The following is a 16,156-nucleotide window of genomic DNA, read 5'->3' on the forward strand; positions in this document are numbered from 1 at the left end:
CTTGCGGCAACCGCCGGTCAATAAGCGGTCTGCACCCCGTATTCATGTGCATGGTCGTGCGGCGGCGCCTGAAGCGCATCGGCCCGCCGCCCCGGCCCGTCGGGCACGGTGACACGGGGCGGCGGCGCGAAGGGCCGGATGCCCACGGCATCATAAATCTCCGCCGGGTAATAGACGACGCCGTCCTTCACCACCATGCGGATGCGACGGATGGCGCCCAGTTCCTCCAGCGGGTTGCCGTCCACCAGGAAGAAATCGGCCAGCTTGTCCCTGGCGATGCTGCCAAGCTGCTGGTCGCGCCCCAGATATTCGGCCGGTCCCAGGGTTCCCAGCCGCAACACCTCGGCAACCGGGATGCCAGCCTTGGCATAGAGTTCCAGCTCCCGGTGCAGTGACAGGCCCGTATGGTCGTCAGTGCCCGGCAACAGCCGGATGCCACTGTCATGGAACAGCTTCAGCACCTCCAGCACCTTGCGGAATCCGGCCTGATAGGCGGCATCGTCCGCCGCATCCCGGATGGGGGCGATGGCATTCATGCGGCGGCGCTGCAGGCCGATGGGCAGATGGTCGATATAGTCGGCCACGCAGGGACAGGCCACCCGGTTGCGGCTCAGCATCAGCAATTCCAGCGTCACGGCCGTGGGGTCATGGGCGACGCCCCTCTCCACCATGGATGCCAGCGTGCGTCGCACGGCCGGCCCGTCCAGGTCCAGCCCGCCCGTACGCGCCATGGCCGTCAGGCGCAGCGGGGTGCGCGTATCCTCGTCCGGTTTCAGCACCCAGCCCAGCATAACCTGGTTGACATGCGTCACCTCGTCATAGCCGGCCCTGATCATGGCATCGGCATTGGTGAAGGCCGGAATGTGCCCGGTCACGCCCATCCCCAGCCTGTGCGCCTCCTCAGCCATGACCGGGACCCATTCGGGGTTCACGGAATTGTAGATCTTGATCTGTCGGTAGCCTCGGGCGGCGTACCAGCGTACCGCGTCCAGCGCCGCCATCTGGCTGTCGGCCACGATACCGTTGCGCGCGGAATAGGGGCTGCGACCTTCGATGAAGCCGTTGCGCACAATGCGCGGACCCGCCACGCGGCCGGCCTCGATCTGGTCGGTCAGGTTCAGCAGCACGTCGTTGCCATTGCCCATGTCACGCACACTGGTGACGCCGGCGGCGACGTAAAGCAGGGCCGATTGCAGGCTGACATGGGCATGCATGTCGTGCAGCCCCGGCATCAGGGTGCCGCCTTCCCCTTCCACCAGCACCTCGCCCGGCGTCGCGGGAGTGTCCAGCGGCTGTACCGCGGCGATGCGGTTGCGGAAGGTCACGACGGAAACCGGGTCCGACAGCGTTCCCGTCTCCGGCTGGAAAATGCGCACGTCGCGGATGCGTACCGGCTGGTCGAAACGATGGGCCAGCCGTTGTTGAAGGGAGACATGACGATCGGCCTCGATGCGCTCGGCGGCATGGCGCAGTGTGTCGGCCGTATCCTCGTGCCCTTCGCGCACCACCACCCCGCCGGCCGATATCTCGGCGAACAGCCCGCCATCACCGTCCAGAAGCACGATGGACGGCTCCAGGTCGATACCCTTGATGAGATAGGCGTCGTAGCTGACCTTGCCGGCATCGACCTTGCCCAGTTCCTCCAGGCTCAACTCACCGGCCGGCAGGGTGGGAATGCGCCGGTCGCCATCGCGCAGCAGCGCGCGGGCATAGAGACCCAGGGCCCAGGGGCTGGCATACTGGCCCACATAAAGCGGCCGGTCATGGCCGGCCGCCCTTCCCTGCCCCATGGAATCCGCCCAGGCGGCCCCCGTCCCGTCGCGGGTGAACCGTTCGGTCACAGGGCTGCCGAAGGTGGAGGTGCCGGACAATACCCACTGCTGCGGCAGCCCCGTGGCCGGGTCCAGGACCAGCGTTTCGGCCATGGTCGGGCCGCGCCCGTTATTCTTCACGTCATGACGGATGGTGACGCTGTCACCGTCGATCACCGCCTCGACGAACCCGACCTTCTCCCCGCCGGCAATAACGCTCAGGCGCTCGATGCCGGCAGCGGCCGGAAGGGTCAGGGCCAGACCGGCAAGGATGGTGCCGGCCAGCAGGCCCGCGCGCAGCAGGGGAAACGTCATCTTTCCAGGGATCTCCGGTATAGGTGGGCGGCCGCGGCCAGATCCTGCACGGCATGGCCCAGCGACTTGTAGGCGGTGATGTCGGTATCGTCGCGCCGGCCCGTGACACGACCCAGCAGCACCTCGCCGATCTCGGCCACGATATGTTGGTCATCGACCAGCCCGGCCTGCCGGGCGGCCAGGAATTCCGCGGCGGCCACCAGCGCGTTGGCACGGCTGTCGACAATGTAGCGGCAGCGGCGGACCAGTTCGCCATCCACCTCCACGGGGCCGGGCACGCTGGACCCGACCAGATTGACATGAACGCCCGGCCGCAACCATTCCCCCAGCAGCACGGGCTGGCTGGCCCCGGTCAGGGTGCAGATGACCTCCGCATCGGCCACCGCGGATGGAAGATCGGTGACGGCGGAGACCGGCAGGCCCTGCCGGGCGGCATCGGCCGCCAAGCCGGCCGCCTTTTCCGTGTCGCGTCCCCAGATCAGGATATGCTGGAAATCGCGGACCAGCGGCAACGCCTTCAGGTGGGTCCTGGTCTGGCTGCCCGTGCCGATCAGCAACAGGTTGCGCACATCGCGCCGGGCCAGCGCATCGGTGGCCACCGCCGTGGCGGCTGCCGTGCGGATATGGGTGATTTCCTCGGCATCCGCGACGCAGACGGGCCGGCCATCGACGGGGTCGAACAGCACGACCAGACCGCGATGCCGGCGGATGGACGGTCTTTCGGGCTCGGGAAACACGCTGACCAGCTTGGCACCGAACAGGTCGTCACCGGCCAGCGCCCCCGGCATCTGCCCGAACAGCCGCCCGCCGCCCAGGTCGATGATGCTGCGCGGTAATTGCAGCGTCACACCGGCCGACAGGGTTTTCATGGCCTCTCGCACCATGCCGATGCAGCCGGGATAATCCAGCCCCGCCCTGACGGCCGCCGCATCCAGCGTGATCAGTCCGCTGCCTTCCATGGTCGATCCCTCCTGCATCAAGACATGTGGCCGGGCGCGCGGCGCGTGCCCGGCCACCGCCTTTACCAGAGACTGACCTTGGCGCCGACAAAGAAGCTGCGACCCAGAATGTCGTATAGGCCCTGTGCCCCGACCGGATAGGGCGGGTCACGGTCGAAGACATTGGTCATCCCGGCCCGCAGCGTCAGCGTATCGTTCACGATATAGCTGCCGGTCAGGTCGTGGCGGAAATAGGCGCCAACCCCCAGGATGTCGCGATCTTCCGACGTGTAGGTCACGTTGTGGACGGCGGCACTCAGATAATTGGTCGTCCAGGCCAGGCTGAGGCTGCCGTCGCTGTACCCGACCGTGAAGCGTCCCTTCCATTTCGGGTTGGCATATTCGCCGTTCGTGCTGTCCAGATCGTAACCCAGGCCCGACACGGAGGTTTCCAGCTTGTTGGTATACTGGACCATGGCGTTCAGACTGATGTCGCCGGCAATGGCCGTGACGCCCACATCCTCCAGCGCGAAATGGTAGTCCCCCGTCAGGGTCAGCGCCTCGAAGTCGGTGTAGCCGGCATTGACATAGCCCAGGCGGGCATCGATCACCTGCCCCGCCGCATCGCGGGTGACACGGCCGCAGATGGCCGGGTCGGGTGTGGGCGCGTCGTAACAGGTGGAGAAGATGGCCGTCAGGTCGAAGGTCGTGATGGCATCCTTGATCTTGATATCCACCCAGTCGGCCGTCAGCGTCAGGTTGGGGACGAAGGACGGGGTGATAACGGTGCCGACCGTCCAGCTATCGGCCACTTCGGGCTTGAGGTCGGGATTGCCACCATTGGTCACGGCGCGCGGCACATTGCTGATCAGCGAGGTGAAGGTGTCGCCCGGCCCGATGCCGATCTGGCTGTACAGCGCGCCGCAATTGGCAAGGCGCGCCGACGGGTTGGGACCCACATTCACGAAACGGCTGTCGCACGGGTCCTGGCCGTCGGCATCGATGCTGGATTGCGGCAGGAACAGTTCCAGCGCGGAGGGGGAGCGGAAGGTGCGGCTGTTGGACGCGCGGACCATCAGGTCGGACGTGACCTGCCAGCGCTCACCGATGTTCCAGGCCGTGTCCTTGCCCGTCAGCGAATGGTCGATATAGCGGATGGAACCTTCGATCTCGAAGCTGCGGACCAGCGGGATTTCCATGTCGCGATCGATCACGGGGATCAGCATTTCCCCGTAGAATTCGTTCGTGTCATAGGAACCGCGGGCCGGCACCACCGGCACGTCGCGGCCGATGCCATTGCGTGAGGCGTCGTTAGGCGAGAAGACCGACTTCTCGTACCGATGCTCGAAACCGATCGCCATGCGCACGTCGCCCGCCGGCAGGGAGAAGACCTCACCCCCGAGGTTCAGCGTGCCCACAGCCTGGTCCAGGTCGTAATCCTGCCGGAACAGGGCGTTGACATAGTCACGCGCCGCATCGCTCGGCGCGCCATAGCCAAACAGATTCAAGGGCTGGCAATTGGCGATGTCGGGGTTGGCAGAGCCGGGATTGTCGCGCGTGACACGGCAGACGACGGCGCCCGAGGCATCCTTCACGGCATCCACGGCATAGGTGAAGCGGGTCTGGTTGACCTTCACCGTGCTGTAATGGCCGCCCGTGTGGCCATAGACGCCGCTGGCGTTCCAGAAGAACTCCCGGTCGCCGACATCGAAAGTGCCTTCCAGGCCCAGCACGGCGCGCTGCGTGGCGGACTTGGCGGATACCTTCGCATTGTCCGGCAGCACGTCATCCAGCGCACGCGACAGGAAGAAGGCCGTACGCCCCTGGCTGGCCAGAACCTGCCGCGCCTGATCGCTGAGGAAGCCATTTTCCGTCGTGATGCGCAGGGCCGCGGACGAGCCGGTCTGCAAGGTGGTGTTGAACTCGCCCTGGTTGGCCGGCTCCGTGGCGTCCACCCAGGCGGCCGACCCCTCAAAGGTCAGCTTCACCCGGTCTGTCACGTCGTAATGGCCGTTGAGATAGGCGACGTTGCGTTCCACCGGCGACAGCAGGGATGTAACCTCCGCCAGGCTGTAGCCCTCCCCGCCGGAAGCATAGGCGAAGGTGTAATAGGTGCCGACATTGTAGGGCACGATGTTCCCGTTGGCATCGAACCGGGCGCGCACGCGCTTTGTCGGGTCGTTGGGGTCGGGGATGGTCAGTGCCAGGGCCGGGACAGGTGCCGGTGCGGTGAACAGCACGCCGTCGCGGTTGAATTCCGACAGGCGGTGGTCGTTGATGGTGATGGATGCCGGAATACCGTCATTGGGACCGGTATTGGCCGCATTGCCCGGTGTGGCCGTCGCCCGTGCCGTGGACGGGCGGTCGGTGTTCAGCAGCCCGCGCTCCCTGGACCGTTCGAAGGCGAAGGTCAGGTTGCCGCGGCCCTGATCGAAATTGCCGCCGACCAGCGCCGACACGCGATAGCTCTCGCGGTCGCCACGGTCGCTGATGCCACCCTGGACATCGACCTCGGCCCCTTCGAAATTATCCTTCAGGATCAGGTTCACCACACCCGCAATGGCGTCGGAACCATAGACGGAGGCACCGGTCGCCTGCACCGTCTCGATCCGCTTGATCATGGCCGACGGGATATTGTTCAGGTCGACCTGGTTGCCGGGGCTGGCCCCGTCGGTGGATAGCGGGTTGGACGACACGAAGCGCCGGCCATTCACCAGGGTCAGCGTGCGCTGGGAGCCCAGGTTGAACATGTTGATGTAGTTGCGCCCGACGCTGTTGCCCGTCTGGTCACCACGCGGGGTGTCGGAAATGCCGATGGACGGCAGTTCATTGATGGCGTCCGCCACCGTCTGGAAGCCACGTGCATTGATGACGGACCCGTCCAGCGCCTGCACGGGCTGGCTGGTCGTCAGTTCCGGGCGGGCGATACGCGATCCGGTAACGACGATTTCCTCAAGCTGGAGATCGTCGCCACCCGTCTGCGCCGGGGCCACGGAACCCAGCGCGGTGAAGGAAATGCCCGTCATCAGGGCCAGTGCCAACCTGTTCCTCATCTTCCTCTTGCTCCCCCTTCGAAGCTCTCGACCTGTTCCGCCGGTTTGCTGCCGGCGGTGTTTGCATTGCTTTCAGGCTGCCATGCACGCCTGGAAATGATCCGGTCCGTTTGCCACCCAGCAGGCGGCCGCCCGGGTATGGATTACCGGATCAGGGCCGTCAGACGACAAAATCGATGCGCGATACTTTCATCTTCTGTCACGGCCGTTCCCCCCGCAGCAGGGCGTGCAGCAGTCCCAGCCCCCGGTCCAGCCGCCCGGCATCCGCGCCGAAGCCGATGCGCAGATGCCGGCCGTCGCCGAACAATTCCCCGGGCACGGGCAGGACCCCCGCCGCCTGCCACAGGTGGCCGGCAACCTGCCGCCCGGTCAGCGGCACAGACAGGCGCGGGAACCAGATGCAGCCATGGGGCGGCACCTCCCCCTCGATCAGGCCATCGGCGCGCATGGCGGCGGCATGGGCCAGCAGCACCGGACGGGTTCGCTCCAGCACGGCCCGCCAATGCGCATCGAAAGCCGCGCTGTCGGCCATGACCTCCGCCGCCACGGCGTGGGCCAGTTTGGAAACACCCAGGTCGCGATGGGCATGGTGGGCGCGAAGACGCGCGATCAGGCCGGCATCGCCGGCCACCCAGCCGCATTTCAGGCTGAACAGGCCATAAAGCTTGGTCAGGCTGTTGACGGTCACGATATTGGGCGCCAGCGTGGCCGCACAGCCGGCCGGGTCCGCGAAGCCGCGATAGACCTCGTCGACGATGATCAGGGCGCCGAACCGGTCGGCCAGGGCTGCAATCTCCCGCAGCCGGTCATCGCCCAGATGGCGTCCCGTCGGGTTGTGCAGGTTGGTCAGCAGCAACAGTCCGGCCCCGGCCGCGAACCCCTGCTCCACCTGCTCCATGTCGATATCGTAGCCGGGATGGGCACGATCCACGAACCGCACCGCCGCGCCGGCCCTGGTGGCCAGGATGGGCAGGATATCGAAGCAGGGCCGCTCCACCAGCACGGGCGCCCCCGGCACCACCAGCATGTCCAGCAACAGATCCAGCCCGCTGATCGCCCCCGTCGTGGTCAGCACGCTCTGTTCTGCCAGTCCATAGCGCGCGGCGATGGCGGCGATCAGATGCGGGTTACCGGACCCGAAGACGCTGGCGAACCGGCTGCGCAAGCCACCCGTCAGCCCCCCCGCCAGCAGCCCGGACAGAAGACCGACGGGCTCAGCGATGGTGCTGTCGAACAACGCGATCGAGTCCGGCCGCCCCCGTACCTTGGCGGCCGCATCGATGGACCAGCCGGTGTAAGTCTGCGCATCGGACGGATCCGCCGTGCTCGCCTCGGTAAAAGCCAACCTCTCATCCTCCATCCGGTGCCAGGTTCCGCCCCCGGCACCGCCTGTTTGTCGTTCTGGGACAAGGTTAGGCGGATCGGATGGAAGAATTTCACCTGTCTTTGCCGTCGGGCGGATTTGCGCGCATTGAAATCACCCCTGAACGGGCAAACGGAGGAATGAACTGGTCCACGGGGCAGGCCGGAAGCGAAAATGGGCGGCAACCCCGTCATCACCGGGATTGCCGCCCATCCGTCAGACCACTGACTTCACCGCCCCCCTTGCCAGGGGCACCGGTAGGTCAGCCCGGCATATGGCCTTCACTGTTGGCCAGATACCAGCGGGCCAGTTCCTCCCGCGTCGGCCACCAGACATCGTCCAGGCCCTTGGCATACTCCAGAAACTCCCGCAGGCCCCGGATACGATAGGCGCGGCCCGTGACATGCGGGTGCAGACCGACATTCATCAACCGCGCCGTCTTCGCCCCTTCCTTACGCAGGACCGACAATTCCTCGATCAGCGTATCGCGGAAGGCATCCGTGGTCAGGTTGCGGCGGGTCAGCAGGGTGAAATCATTGATCTCGTTGGAATAGGGCACGGACACCAGCGGCCCGTTCTCCGTGCGCAACGGATAGGGCTGGTCGTCATTCATGATGTCACAATAGAACAGGAAACCCTGTTCGGCCAGGATGCCCGCCGTGTTCAAGGTGCCGCGCAGCGAGGACGACAGCCAGCCGATGGGCCGGCGGCCCACATGCCGCTCATACATCTCGATCGACCGCAGGATGATGTCGCGTTCCCTGGCGGGGTCCTTGGCGAAATTGGTCAGCAGCTCGCCCTGTTCGTAATTATGGGCCAGCAGTTCCCAGCCGCGTTCCAGGCAGGCATCGACCATTTCCTTGCGCCGCTCGAACGTGACGGCGTTGGTCGTGCAACTGGCCTTCACACCCATTTCATCGAACAGGTCGTAAAGCCGCCAGATGCCAACGCGCTGGCCATATTCACGCCAGGTGAAATTGGGAAAGTCGGGCGTGTCGCCGGGCAGCACGTCCGGCAGGATGGCCGGACCGCCGGCATAGTAAGGCTTGTCCGTGTCCTTCGTCAGATCCCAGGTTTCCAGGTTGAAGGTCAGGATCAGCGCGACCTTCTTGCCATCAGGCCAGCGCAGGGGGCCGCGCTTGGGCAGCGGCACGTAATCATAGCTCAGCATGGATCAGAACTCCTCCAGCAGCCGGCCGAAGCCGTAAACCTTGTCCTGGATGCCGTTGGCGCGCAGGGCGTGCCAGTATGTCGCCGTGTTGATGGCAATGACCGGCTTGCCCAGCCACATCTCCGCCGCGGCCGCCAGCTTCACCATGGACAGGTTGGTGCCGACCTGCAGGATGGCGTCCACGTCGTCGCCATCCAGTTTCTTCAGCACGTCACGCAGCCGGGGGGTGCCGACCTGGGCGATGGAGGTCCAGGACGGGCATTGCAGCGGCACGTCACGCACCGTCTCATACCCGTAGTCGGACAGGAAGTTGCGCACCTGCTCGTTGGCAACGGGATAATAGGGCGACACGAAAGCCACCTTCTTGACCCCGCCATAGGCGGCGATGGCGGCTGCCAGCGATTCCGACCCCGTGGACAGGTACAGACCGCTGATCTCGCGGATCTGGCGGCGGAACTTGGCCGCCCCTTCCGCCCCGCCATAGAAGGTGATGGCCGACATGCCCATCACCAGATAGTCGGGATTGCAGCTCATCACCGATTTCACGGCTTCCACCGTGTTGTTGGCGATTTCCTGCGTGCCGGCCAGGAACGTCTCGTTGCTGATGGCCTGGGCGTTGGAAACGATGATCCGGCTGTAATGGTTCGTCACCCCGGCCGGACGCATGTCATCGTAATCGGGCTGCACCGTGGTGTTGGTGCTGGGCCCCAGCACGCCGAACAATTTACGCCAGCCGCGGCTGTCCTTGCCTTCACCCTGCATCGGTCGGGGTCCCCCTTGCTTGTCGAAGATGGCTCACGCGATGGCCGCGGCATCGGCCAAACTCTGGAACATCGCCTGCCGGAGCAGGAATTGACGGCGCTGGGCAGGATCGTTGCGGATGGCCAGCATTTCGTCGCGGCGCTTCTCCTGCGCGGAGGCATGACCTTCCTTCATCATCTCCATGGTCTGGATGGTCTGCGCCTGCACGAAGCTTCGCGCGGCACCCCGGCGCTGGCGGCTGAACTGGTCCAGGCTGGCTTCGTCCTCGCCCTGCTTGATGATGGCGGTCAGGCGCCGGCACAGGTTGAAGGCATCATGGATGCCGCTGTTCATGCCGAACCCGCCCAGCGGATTGTTCAGGTGCGCGCTGTCGCCCACCAGAAAGGCGCGGCCCTGGCGGAAGCTTTCCGCCACGCGCTGATGCATGCGATAGATGGTACGGTGATAGGTGGGCACGCCGGTCTTTCCGATCAGGCGCTGGAACACACGGTCGCGGTTCTCGTCCGACACCAGTTGCGCATCGGAGGAGTCGGGACCGGCCGGCAGCAGGATGCGCCACACCGACGGCACACGCAGCAGCACCAGCCATTCCTCCGGATCGGCGACATAGTTCACATGCGCCAGATTGGGGAAGTAATCCTCCAGCGGTTCAGCCGTGGAAAGGCACAGGAACTTCTCCGGATAGGTGAAGCCCTCGAACCCGATGCCCAGCCACTTGCGCACGGCGGAATTGGCACCGTCGGCACCAATCACCCAGTCCGCACGCACCTTCTCGATGGCATAGGGCGTCTCGAAGGCCAGATCGACCCCCCCGTCGCCCTGGGACAGATACACCAGCCGGCTGTTGAAGCGAAGGTCGGCCTTGGGATGGGCTTCCAGCCGTTCCGCAAGGGCACGGGCCAGATGATACTGCTCGCATTGCAGGCGGTACGGATAACGGGTGATGTCCGCCAGTTCGCCCAGGTCGAAATCCACCACCTGACCCGTGCGCCGGTCACGGTAATGGTAGACCGGCGCCTTCAGGCCGCGTTCCAGCAGAAAATCCGTGATCCCCAGTTCGTCCAGCATCTCCAGCGTGGGCGGATGGAAGGTGGAGGCACGCAGGTCATGGGCACAGTCCGGCCCGGCTTCCAGCACCAGGACATCAATGCCCTGCTGGGCCAGGTAATAGGCCGCGACCGTCCCGACCGGGCCGGCGCCGGCGATCACCACCTGCGTTCGGATCATGGGAGAACCTTTCTAATCTTATCCTGGGTGATGTCAGTTGGTGGCCTTGCGCAGATAGGCAATCAGCGCGTCGCGGTCGGCCTTGTCCGGCAGGCCGATGAAGGCCATGGTCGTGCCCGGAACCAGATCGGTCGGGTGGGTCAACCAGACATGCATCGCCTCGTCGTCCCAGACGACGCCGCTGTCGCGCAAGGCCTGGGAATATTTGAAGCCGGACACCTGGGCAGCCGGCTTGTCGAAGAAGCCATGCAGATTGGGACCGACCTTGTTGGGCCGGCCCTCGGCCACCTCGTGGCAGGTGCGGCAGCGCAGGAACAGGCGCTCCCCCTTGTCGGGACCGGTCTGGGCTGCCGCCACCGGCACGAGCCCGGCCGTGACCAGCGCCAGCGCCAGGTGGATGGCGGCGCGCACCGCGACCCTGAACGTCTCTTTCCTGACAATCGCGTCGACCAATGAAACCTCCCGCCCCGGATCCTGTAATCATCCCCGCCGCCTATGGACGGACGAGGCGCTTTGCACGGGGTCCATTTGACGGGCCGTCGTACATTCGGTCGACCGGCGCCTCCCGATTTGGCCACAGGGTGGATAAAGGGGGCGGGACGGTTGGCGCCCCCGTCGGGGACGCCTATCGTTCACCTGCGGCCTGCTGCGCGCAGTGCCGCACACTACAGTTCCCGAAAACTGACTGCGGGACGCCTCAGGCGGTCCCGCAGTCTTTTTCCCTGATCGGGAAGCTGCATACGGGATTGATGCCGGGCCCTTGCCAAGGGGACCCGCGTAAAACGGGAGGATGTGAGCTTGAAGCGTCTTGTGACCGGCACCTTCACCGCTTTGTCCCTGCTGGCCGCGGCCAGCGCCTGCGTCGCGCAGGACAGCCCCGCGGAAATCTATGCCAAGCGGCTGTCCATCCTGATGGGCGGCGGGTCGCTGGAAAAGCTGTACGAGCCGCGGGAAAAGGTGGCCGGGGCCGAACAGATGGCGACCCTGCCCGCCGCCAGGCCACAGGACCGTTCCATCCGTCAGGAAGCACTGGACGCCGCCCGCGCCTATGCCGGCGAAAGCGGGGCACAGGCCTTCATCGTCTGGCATGATGACCGAATCCAGGATGAGACCTATTTCAATGGTGCGGCGGCCGACACGCCGCTTGTGTCCAAGTCGCTGTCCAAGCCCATGACGGCCATGATCATCGGCCGCGCCCTGCTGATGGGCCATATCCGTTCGCTGGACCAGAGCGTGTCGGATTTCATCACCGAATGGAAGGGAACACCCAAGCAGGCGATCCTCATCCGCCACCTGCTGGACATGCGCACGGGCCTGCTGGACCAGGGCTTCAGCGCCGATCCGCAAAGCCCCTGGAACCTTTCCTACCTGGCCGTCGATCACGAGAACTATATCGTCAACGATTATCCGCTGACCCAGACGCCGGGCTCCCGCTACGGTTATTCCAACGTCACCTCCGAACTGGTGGCTCTGGTGATCGAACGCGCCACGGGCCGGCGTTATGCCGAATTTGTCGGCACCGAGCTGCTGGCCCCCATCGGCGCGCCGGGGGGCGAGGTCTGGGTGAACCGGCCGGGCGGGCTGGCGCATTCGGGCTGCTGCATGATGCTGCCGGCGCGAAGCTGGCTGCTGATGGCCCGGCTGCTGCTGGATGACGGGGTGGCCGACGGAAAGCGGCTGCTGCCCGAGGGTTATGTGCGCCAGATGGCGACGGCCACGGCGGAGAACCCGCATTACGGCCTGGGCGTCTGGGTTGCGGGGCCTTATCAGGAACGGCGTGGCTTCGGGGCGCCCGGCGCGCCCGGGCCGCAGGTGCTGCACAGTGCGCCCTATCTGGACCGGGACCTGTTCATGTTCGACGGCAACAGCAACCAGACAGTCCAGATTTCCCGCGCCGCCGGCCTGATCGTGCTGCGCATGGGACCCAATCCACCCAAGGAGGTGGATTGGGACAATAGCCGTCTGCCCAACCTGCTGCTGGGCGGCCTGAATAAGCCGGTCACGCTGGCGCCCCAGGCGCAGTGAAGTGGTGATGACGGCGGCAGGGTACGGCCCTGCCGCCGTCATTTCTGGTTCTGCGCGGCCACCAGGCTCAACTCTGTACCGATGGTGGCCGCCGTACCCTTCAGATCGTCCAGATAGCGATCCAGCGCCGCCTCCACCTTCATGGCGGTGGCGAAGAACACCATGGTCATCGCCGCCTTGAAATGCTCACCCACGAAGATGGGCACGGCGATGGAAGCCGTCTTTCCCGGTGTCAGATTGTGCTGGTTGCGGCCCTGCACGGCATAGCCGGCGGCGCGGATACGCTCCACATTCAGGGCGGCACGGGCGACGGACAGATATTCCGGATCGACCTCCTGCGACACCTTCATCCAGCGCAGCAGGGTTTCCCGCTCATCATCTGGCGTATAGGCCATGGACAGCTTGCCCGATGCGCTGTCCAGCACCGGCAGGGTGAAACCCGGATAATAGCGCTCGAAGGTCAGTGCGGTGTTGGCATGGGTGCTGTCACGCAGCATCATGTTGCGCCCCACGCGCGACGCGATGGCGACGGGCCAGCCGATGCGCCGGGTCAGCGATACGATATGCGGCCGCGCCACCTCCACCAGCCGGTCATCATCCTGGAAGCCATAGGCCAGTGACTGCACCAGGGCTGTGGGGCGATAGCGCTTGCGGTCGGGCTCCTGCTCCACCAGCCCTTCATAGACCAGGGTCTGGACCAGCCGGCAGGCGGTGGGATAAGGCACGTCGGCCGCCCGCGCGATCTCCATCATGGTCAGCGAGCCCTGACGGTTGATGGCCTTCAAGGCCGCGATGGCCCGGCTGATGGCCCGGATCGGCACCCCTTTTTCCATACCCGCCCCCTGCCCCTTGCTTGTGATGCGTCGGGATGATGGTGCCAAGGGGCGGGGGTCATGGTCGCAGAATGGATATCCGCCTATCCGCCTGTTGGACAGGAGGGACAGTTCTAGCCCAGCCGCCGCTCGCCCGCACCGGCCAGGGGGCTGTTGGCGGGCCATGGCGGTGGTGGACGCCGCACCCCGTCGGCCGGGCCGGCAGCGGCGGCCGGCGGCGCACGATCCCCGATGCCAGCGGCAGCCAGCGTGTCCAGCAGCCATTTCTTGAAGACGCGGACATGGTGCGCCTCCCGCCGGCTGTGCGGCACGGTCAGGTAATAGCCCAGTTCGCGCGTCAGCACACCGTCGAACGGCTCGAACAGGTGGCCATCGGCAATCTCCCGCTGGAAATAGGCTTTCTGGGCCATGACGATGCCGACGCCGGAGATGGCGGACTGGTAGACCACGCTCAACTCGTCGAAGACAAGCTGATCGCGCGGGGTCAGCCCCTCCGCCCCCATCAGGGCCAGCCAGTTGGGCCAGTCCGCGCGCCGCAATTCCTGATGCAGCAGCACATGGTTCTTCAGGATGTCGATGGGATAGGGACGGCGCGCCGGGTCCAGCAGCTTGGCGCTGCAGACGGGCCGCAACTCGTCACGGAACAGCAGGGTGCTGTCCACATTCTTCCAGTGTCCCCGGCCATAGCGGATGCGCACATCCACCTGGTCGCGGCCGAACTCCGTACTGTCGGTGGCGGAGATCAGCTTCACCTTGATATCCGGATGCCGCACCTGGAAGTGTGGCAGGTTGGGGATCAGGAAGCCGATCAGGAAACTGGTGTAGGCCCGGACCGTCAGCACGGGCGGCGGCTGCACGCCCAGAAACTCATCCGTGGCCTCCGACAGGCGCACGAACCCGTCAGACAGGCGCATGGCGAAGGCCTCGCTGCGCTCCGTCAGCGCCAGGCCATATCCCGTGCGCTCGAACAATGGCTCGCCCAGGTAATCCTCCAGCGCCTTGACCGACCGGCTGACGGCACCCTGCGTCACGCACAATTCGTCGGCCGCTTGCGTGAAGCTGAGATGGCGGGCCGCCACCTCGAAGGCGCGCAGCGGGTTCAACGGGGGGATACGGCGGGTAACACGACCTTTTCCAATCGTCATGATCACACCTCTTTGGCCCAAGGCTTTCACTCCCGGAGGTGAGGTTAGCTCATGCCCTGCCGACAGGCAAGAAATATGGAATATATGCCATATTGCATCACAACATCTCTTCATCGCGGTGCGGCGGCATCCATATTCTCGCGCCGAAATGAGAAAATGTCGGCCCCATATTTCCAGCGCTTTCAATAGTTTATCCCGATACGACCCGCCCACACCCGAAGAGGAGGCGTGGAAGCGGCGCTGCAATCCCAACAGGACCGGAGGCCCTTTCCCGTGCGAGAAACCGTCATCTGCGTGCCGCTGCGCACGCCCGTCGGACGTTTCGGCGGACAATTCAAGGGGCTGTCGGCCCAGGCCATGGGCGCGGCCCTGCTGCGCGGCCTGCTGGACCGCACGGGCCTGCCACCGGCGGCGGTGGAGGATGTGCTGTTCGCCCAATGCTATCCATCCATGGACGCCCCCGCCCTGGGCCGGGTCGTGGCGCTGGACGCCGGATTGCCGGTGGAGGTCGGGGGCCTGCAGGTCGACCGGCGCTGCGGGTCGGGATTGCAGGCCGTGATCTATGCCGCGATGCAGGTGGCCACGGGCGCCAGCGATCTGGTTCTGGCCGGCGGGGCTGAGAGCATGAGCAATGCGCCCTTCTACAGCACGGGCCATCGCTGGGGCGTGCGCGGGGACGGCATGATGTTCCATGACGCGCTGGCGCGGGGCCGCGTGACGGCCGGCGGGCTGAACTTCCCCGTACCGGGTGGCATGCTGGAAACGGCGGAAAACCTGCGCCGCGACCATGCCATCAGCCGGCTGGAACAGGATGAGTTCGCCTGCCGCTCGCATGAAAAGGCCGTCGCAGCCCAACAGGCCGGGCTGTTCGATGCCGAGATCGTGCCCGTGACGGTCCCGGGACGCCGGGGCGACGTGATCATCGAACGGGACGAGCATCCCCGTCCGGAGACCACATTGGACAGCCTGGCCAACCTGAGCCCCATTCTGATCCGCCAAGACCGGGACGCCACCGTCACGGCGGGCAACGCGAGCGGCCAGAATGACGGGGCATCGGCCTGCATCGTCACCACGCGGGCAAAGGCCGACGCCCTTGGCCTGCACCCCATGGCGCGGCTGGTTTCCTGGGGCGTTGCGGGGGTGGCACCGGACCGGATGGGCATCGGCCCCGTGCCGGCAACCACCAGGGCGCTGGACCGCGCCGGTCTGCGGCTGGCCGATATCGACCTGATCGAACTGAATGAGGCGTTCGCGGCACAGGTCCTGGCCTGTACCCGCGGCTGGCATTTCACACCGGGCGATTTCGACCGGTTGAATGTGCAAGGCTCCGGCATCTCGCTCGGCCACCCGGTCGGGGCAACGGGCGGACGCATCCTGGCCACCCTGCTCCATGCCATGCAGCGTCGGAACGCTCGCTATGGGCTGGAAACCATGTGCATCGGCGGTGGCCAGGGACTGGCTGCGATCTTTGAACGGGCCTGAACCGGCGGGAGACCGACCGGACCGCATGGCG

The 16,156-nt window shown here is 65.7% G+C and carries 12 protein-coding genes; 2 read left to right on the forward strand and 10 right to left on the reverse strand.

What is annotated here, in order from left to right; all coding sequences use genetic code 11:
• Positions 1-17: 17 nt before the first annotated feature.
• The 8 genes from ACM9LZ_RS19390 to ACM9LZ_RS19425 form a co-directional block, all read right to left on the reverse strand.
• Positions 18-2,126 carry an amidohydrolase family protein gene (locus ACM9LZ_RS19390; RefSeq protein ID WP_416621163.1) on the reverse strand — a complete coding sequence of 703 codons (2,109 nt, stop codon included), beginning with the start codon at positions 2,124-2,126 and terminating at the stop codon, positions 18-20.
• The gene (locus ACM9LZ_RS19395; protein ID WP_416621164.1) at positions 2,123-3,085 is read right to left on the reverse strand and encodes an ornithine cyclodeaminase family protein; all 963 of its coding nucleotides are present in this window, start codon (positions 3,083-3,085) and stop codon (positions 2,123-2,125) included. Before ACM9LZ_RS19395 ends, ACM9LZ_RS19390 begins: the two co-directional genes overlap by 4 nt.
• A 62-nt stretch (positions 3,086-3,147) precedes the next feature.
• Positions 3,148-6,117 (reverse strand): TonB-dependent receptor domain-containing protein, encoded by a 2,970-nt coding sequence (locus ACM9LZ_RS19400; RefSeq protein ID WP_416621165.1) that lies wholly within the window; start codon positions 6,115-6,117, stop codon positions 3,148-3,150.
• Between the two features lie 199 nt (positions 6,118-6,316).
• Positions 6,317-7,462 carry a pyridoxal phosphate-dependent aminotransferase gene (locus ACM9LZ_RS19405; RefSeq protein ID WP_416621166.1) on the reverse strand — a complete coding sequence of 382 codons (1,146 nt, stop codon included), beginning with the start codon at positions 7,460-7,462 and terminating at the stop codon, positions 6,317-6,319.
• 280 nt (positions 7,463-7,742) lie between these two features.
• Positions 7,743-8,651 carry a polysaccharide deacetylase family protein gene (locus ACM9LZ_RS19410; protein ID WP_416621167.1) on the reverse strand — a complete coding sequence of 303 codons (909 nt, stop codon included), beginning with the start codon at positions 8,649-8,651 and terminating at the stop codon, positions 7,743-7,745.
• 3 nt (positions 8,652-8,654) lie between these two features.
• Positions 8,655-9,413, reverse strand: coding sequence for a maleate cis-trans isomerase family protein (locus ACM9LZ_RS19415; protein ID WP_416621168.1), 759 nt, complete (start codon positions 9,411-9,413; stop codon positions 8,655-8,657).
• A 33-nt stretch (positions 9,414-9,446) separates the two neighbouring features.
• Positions 9,447-10,640, reverse strand: a complete 1,194-nt coding sequence (locus ACM9LZ_RS19420; RefSeq protein WP_416621169.1) for an FAD-dependent oxidoreductase — start codon at positions 10,638-10,640, stop codon at positions 9,447-9,449.
• A gap of 33 nt (positions 10,641-10,673) precedes the next feature.
• Positions 10,674-11,093, reverse strand: a complete 420-nt coding sequence (locus ACM9LZ_RS19425) for a c-type cytochrome (RefSeq protein WP_416621170.1) — start codon at positions 11,091-11,093, stop codon at positions 10,674-10,676.
• A gap of 345 nt (positions 11,094-11,438) precedes the next feature.
• Here ACM9LZ_RS19425 and ACM9LZ_RS19430 point away from each other — a divergent pair, with 345 nt between their 5' ends.
• Positions 11,439-12,665 carry a serine hydrolase domain-containing protein gene (locus tag ACM9LZ_RS19430; protein ID WP_416621171.1) on the forward strand — a complete coding sequence of 409 codons (1,227 nt, stop codon included), beginning with the start codon at positions 11,439-11,441 and terminating at the stop codon, positions 12,663-12,665.
• Between the two features lie 38 nt (positions 12,666-12,703).
• Here ACM9LZ_RS19430 and ACM9LZ_RS19435 read toward each other — a convergent pair whose 3' ends face one another.
• Both ACM9LZ_RS19435 and gcvA read right to left on the reverse strand, forming a co-directional pair.
• The gene (locus ACM9LZ_RS19435) at positions 12,704-13,486 is read right to left on the reverse strand and encodes a helix-turn-helix domain-containing protein (protein WP_416621172.1); all 783 of its coding nucleotides are present in this window, start codon (positions 13,484-13,486) and stop codon (positions 12,704-12,706) included.
• Positions 13,487-13,611: 125 nt separating this feature from the next.
• Positions 13,612-14,643 carry a transcriptional regulator GcvA gene (gcvA, locus tag ACM9LZ_RS19440; protein WP_416621173.1) on the reverse strand — a complete coding sequence of 344 codons (1,032 nt, stop codon included), beginning with the start codon at positions 14,641-14,643 and terminating at the stop codon, positions 13,612-13,614.
• A gap of 273 nt (positions 14,644-14,916) precedes the next feature.
• On the opposite strand from gcvA, the gene ACM9LZ_RS19445 reads away from it, so the two are divergent.
• Complete coding sequence (locus tag ACM9LZ_RS19445; RefSeq protein WP_416621174.1) at positions 14,917-16,125, forward strand: acetyl-CoA C-acetyltransferase; 1,209 nt, start codon at positions 14,917-14,919, stop codon at positions 16,123-16,125.
• Positions 16,126-16,156 lie beyond the last annotated feature (31 nt).

The sequence above is a fragment of the Niveispirillum fermenti genome (assembly GCF_048066175.1).
In the GTDB taxonomy this organism is placed as follows: Bacteria; Pseudomonadota; Alphaproteobacteria; order Azospirillales; family Azospirillaceae; genus Niveispirillum; species Niveispirillum fermenti.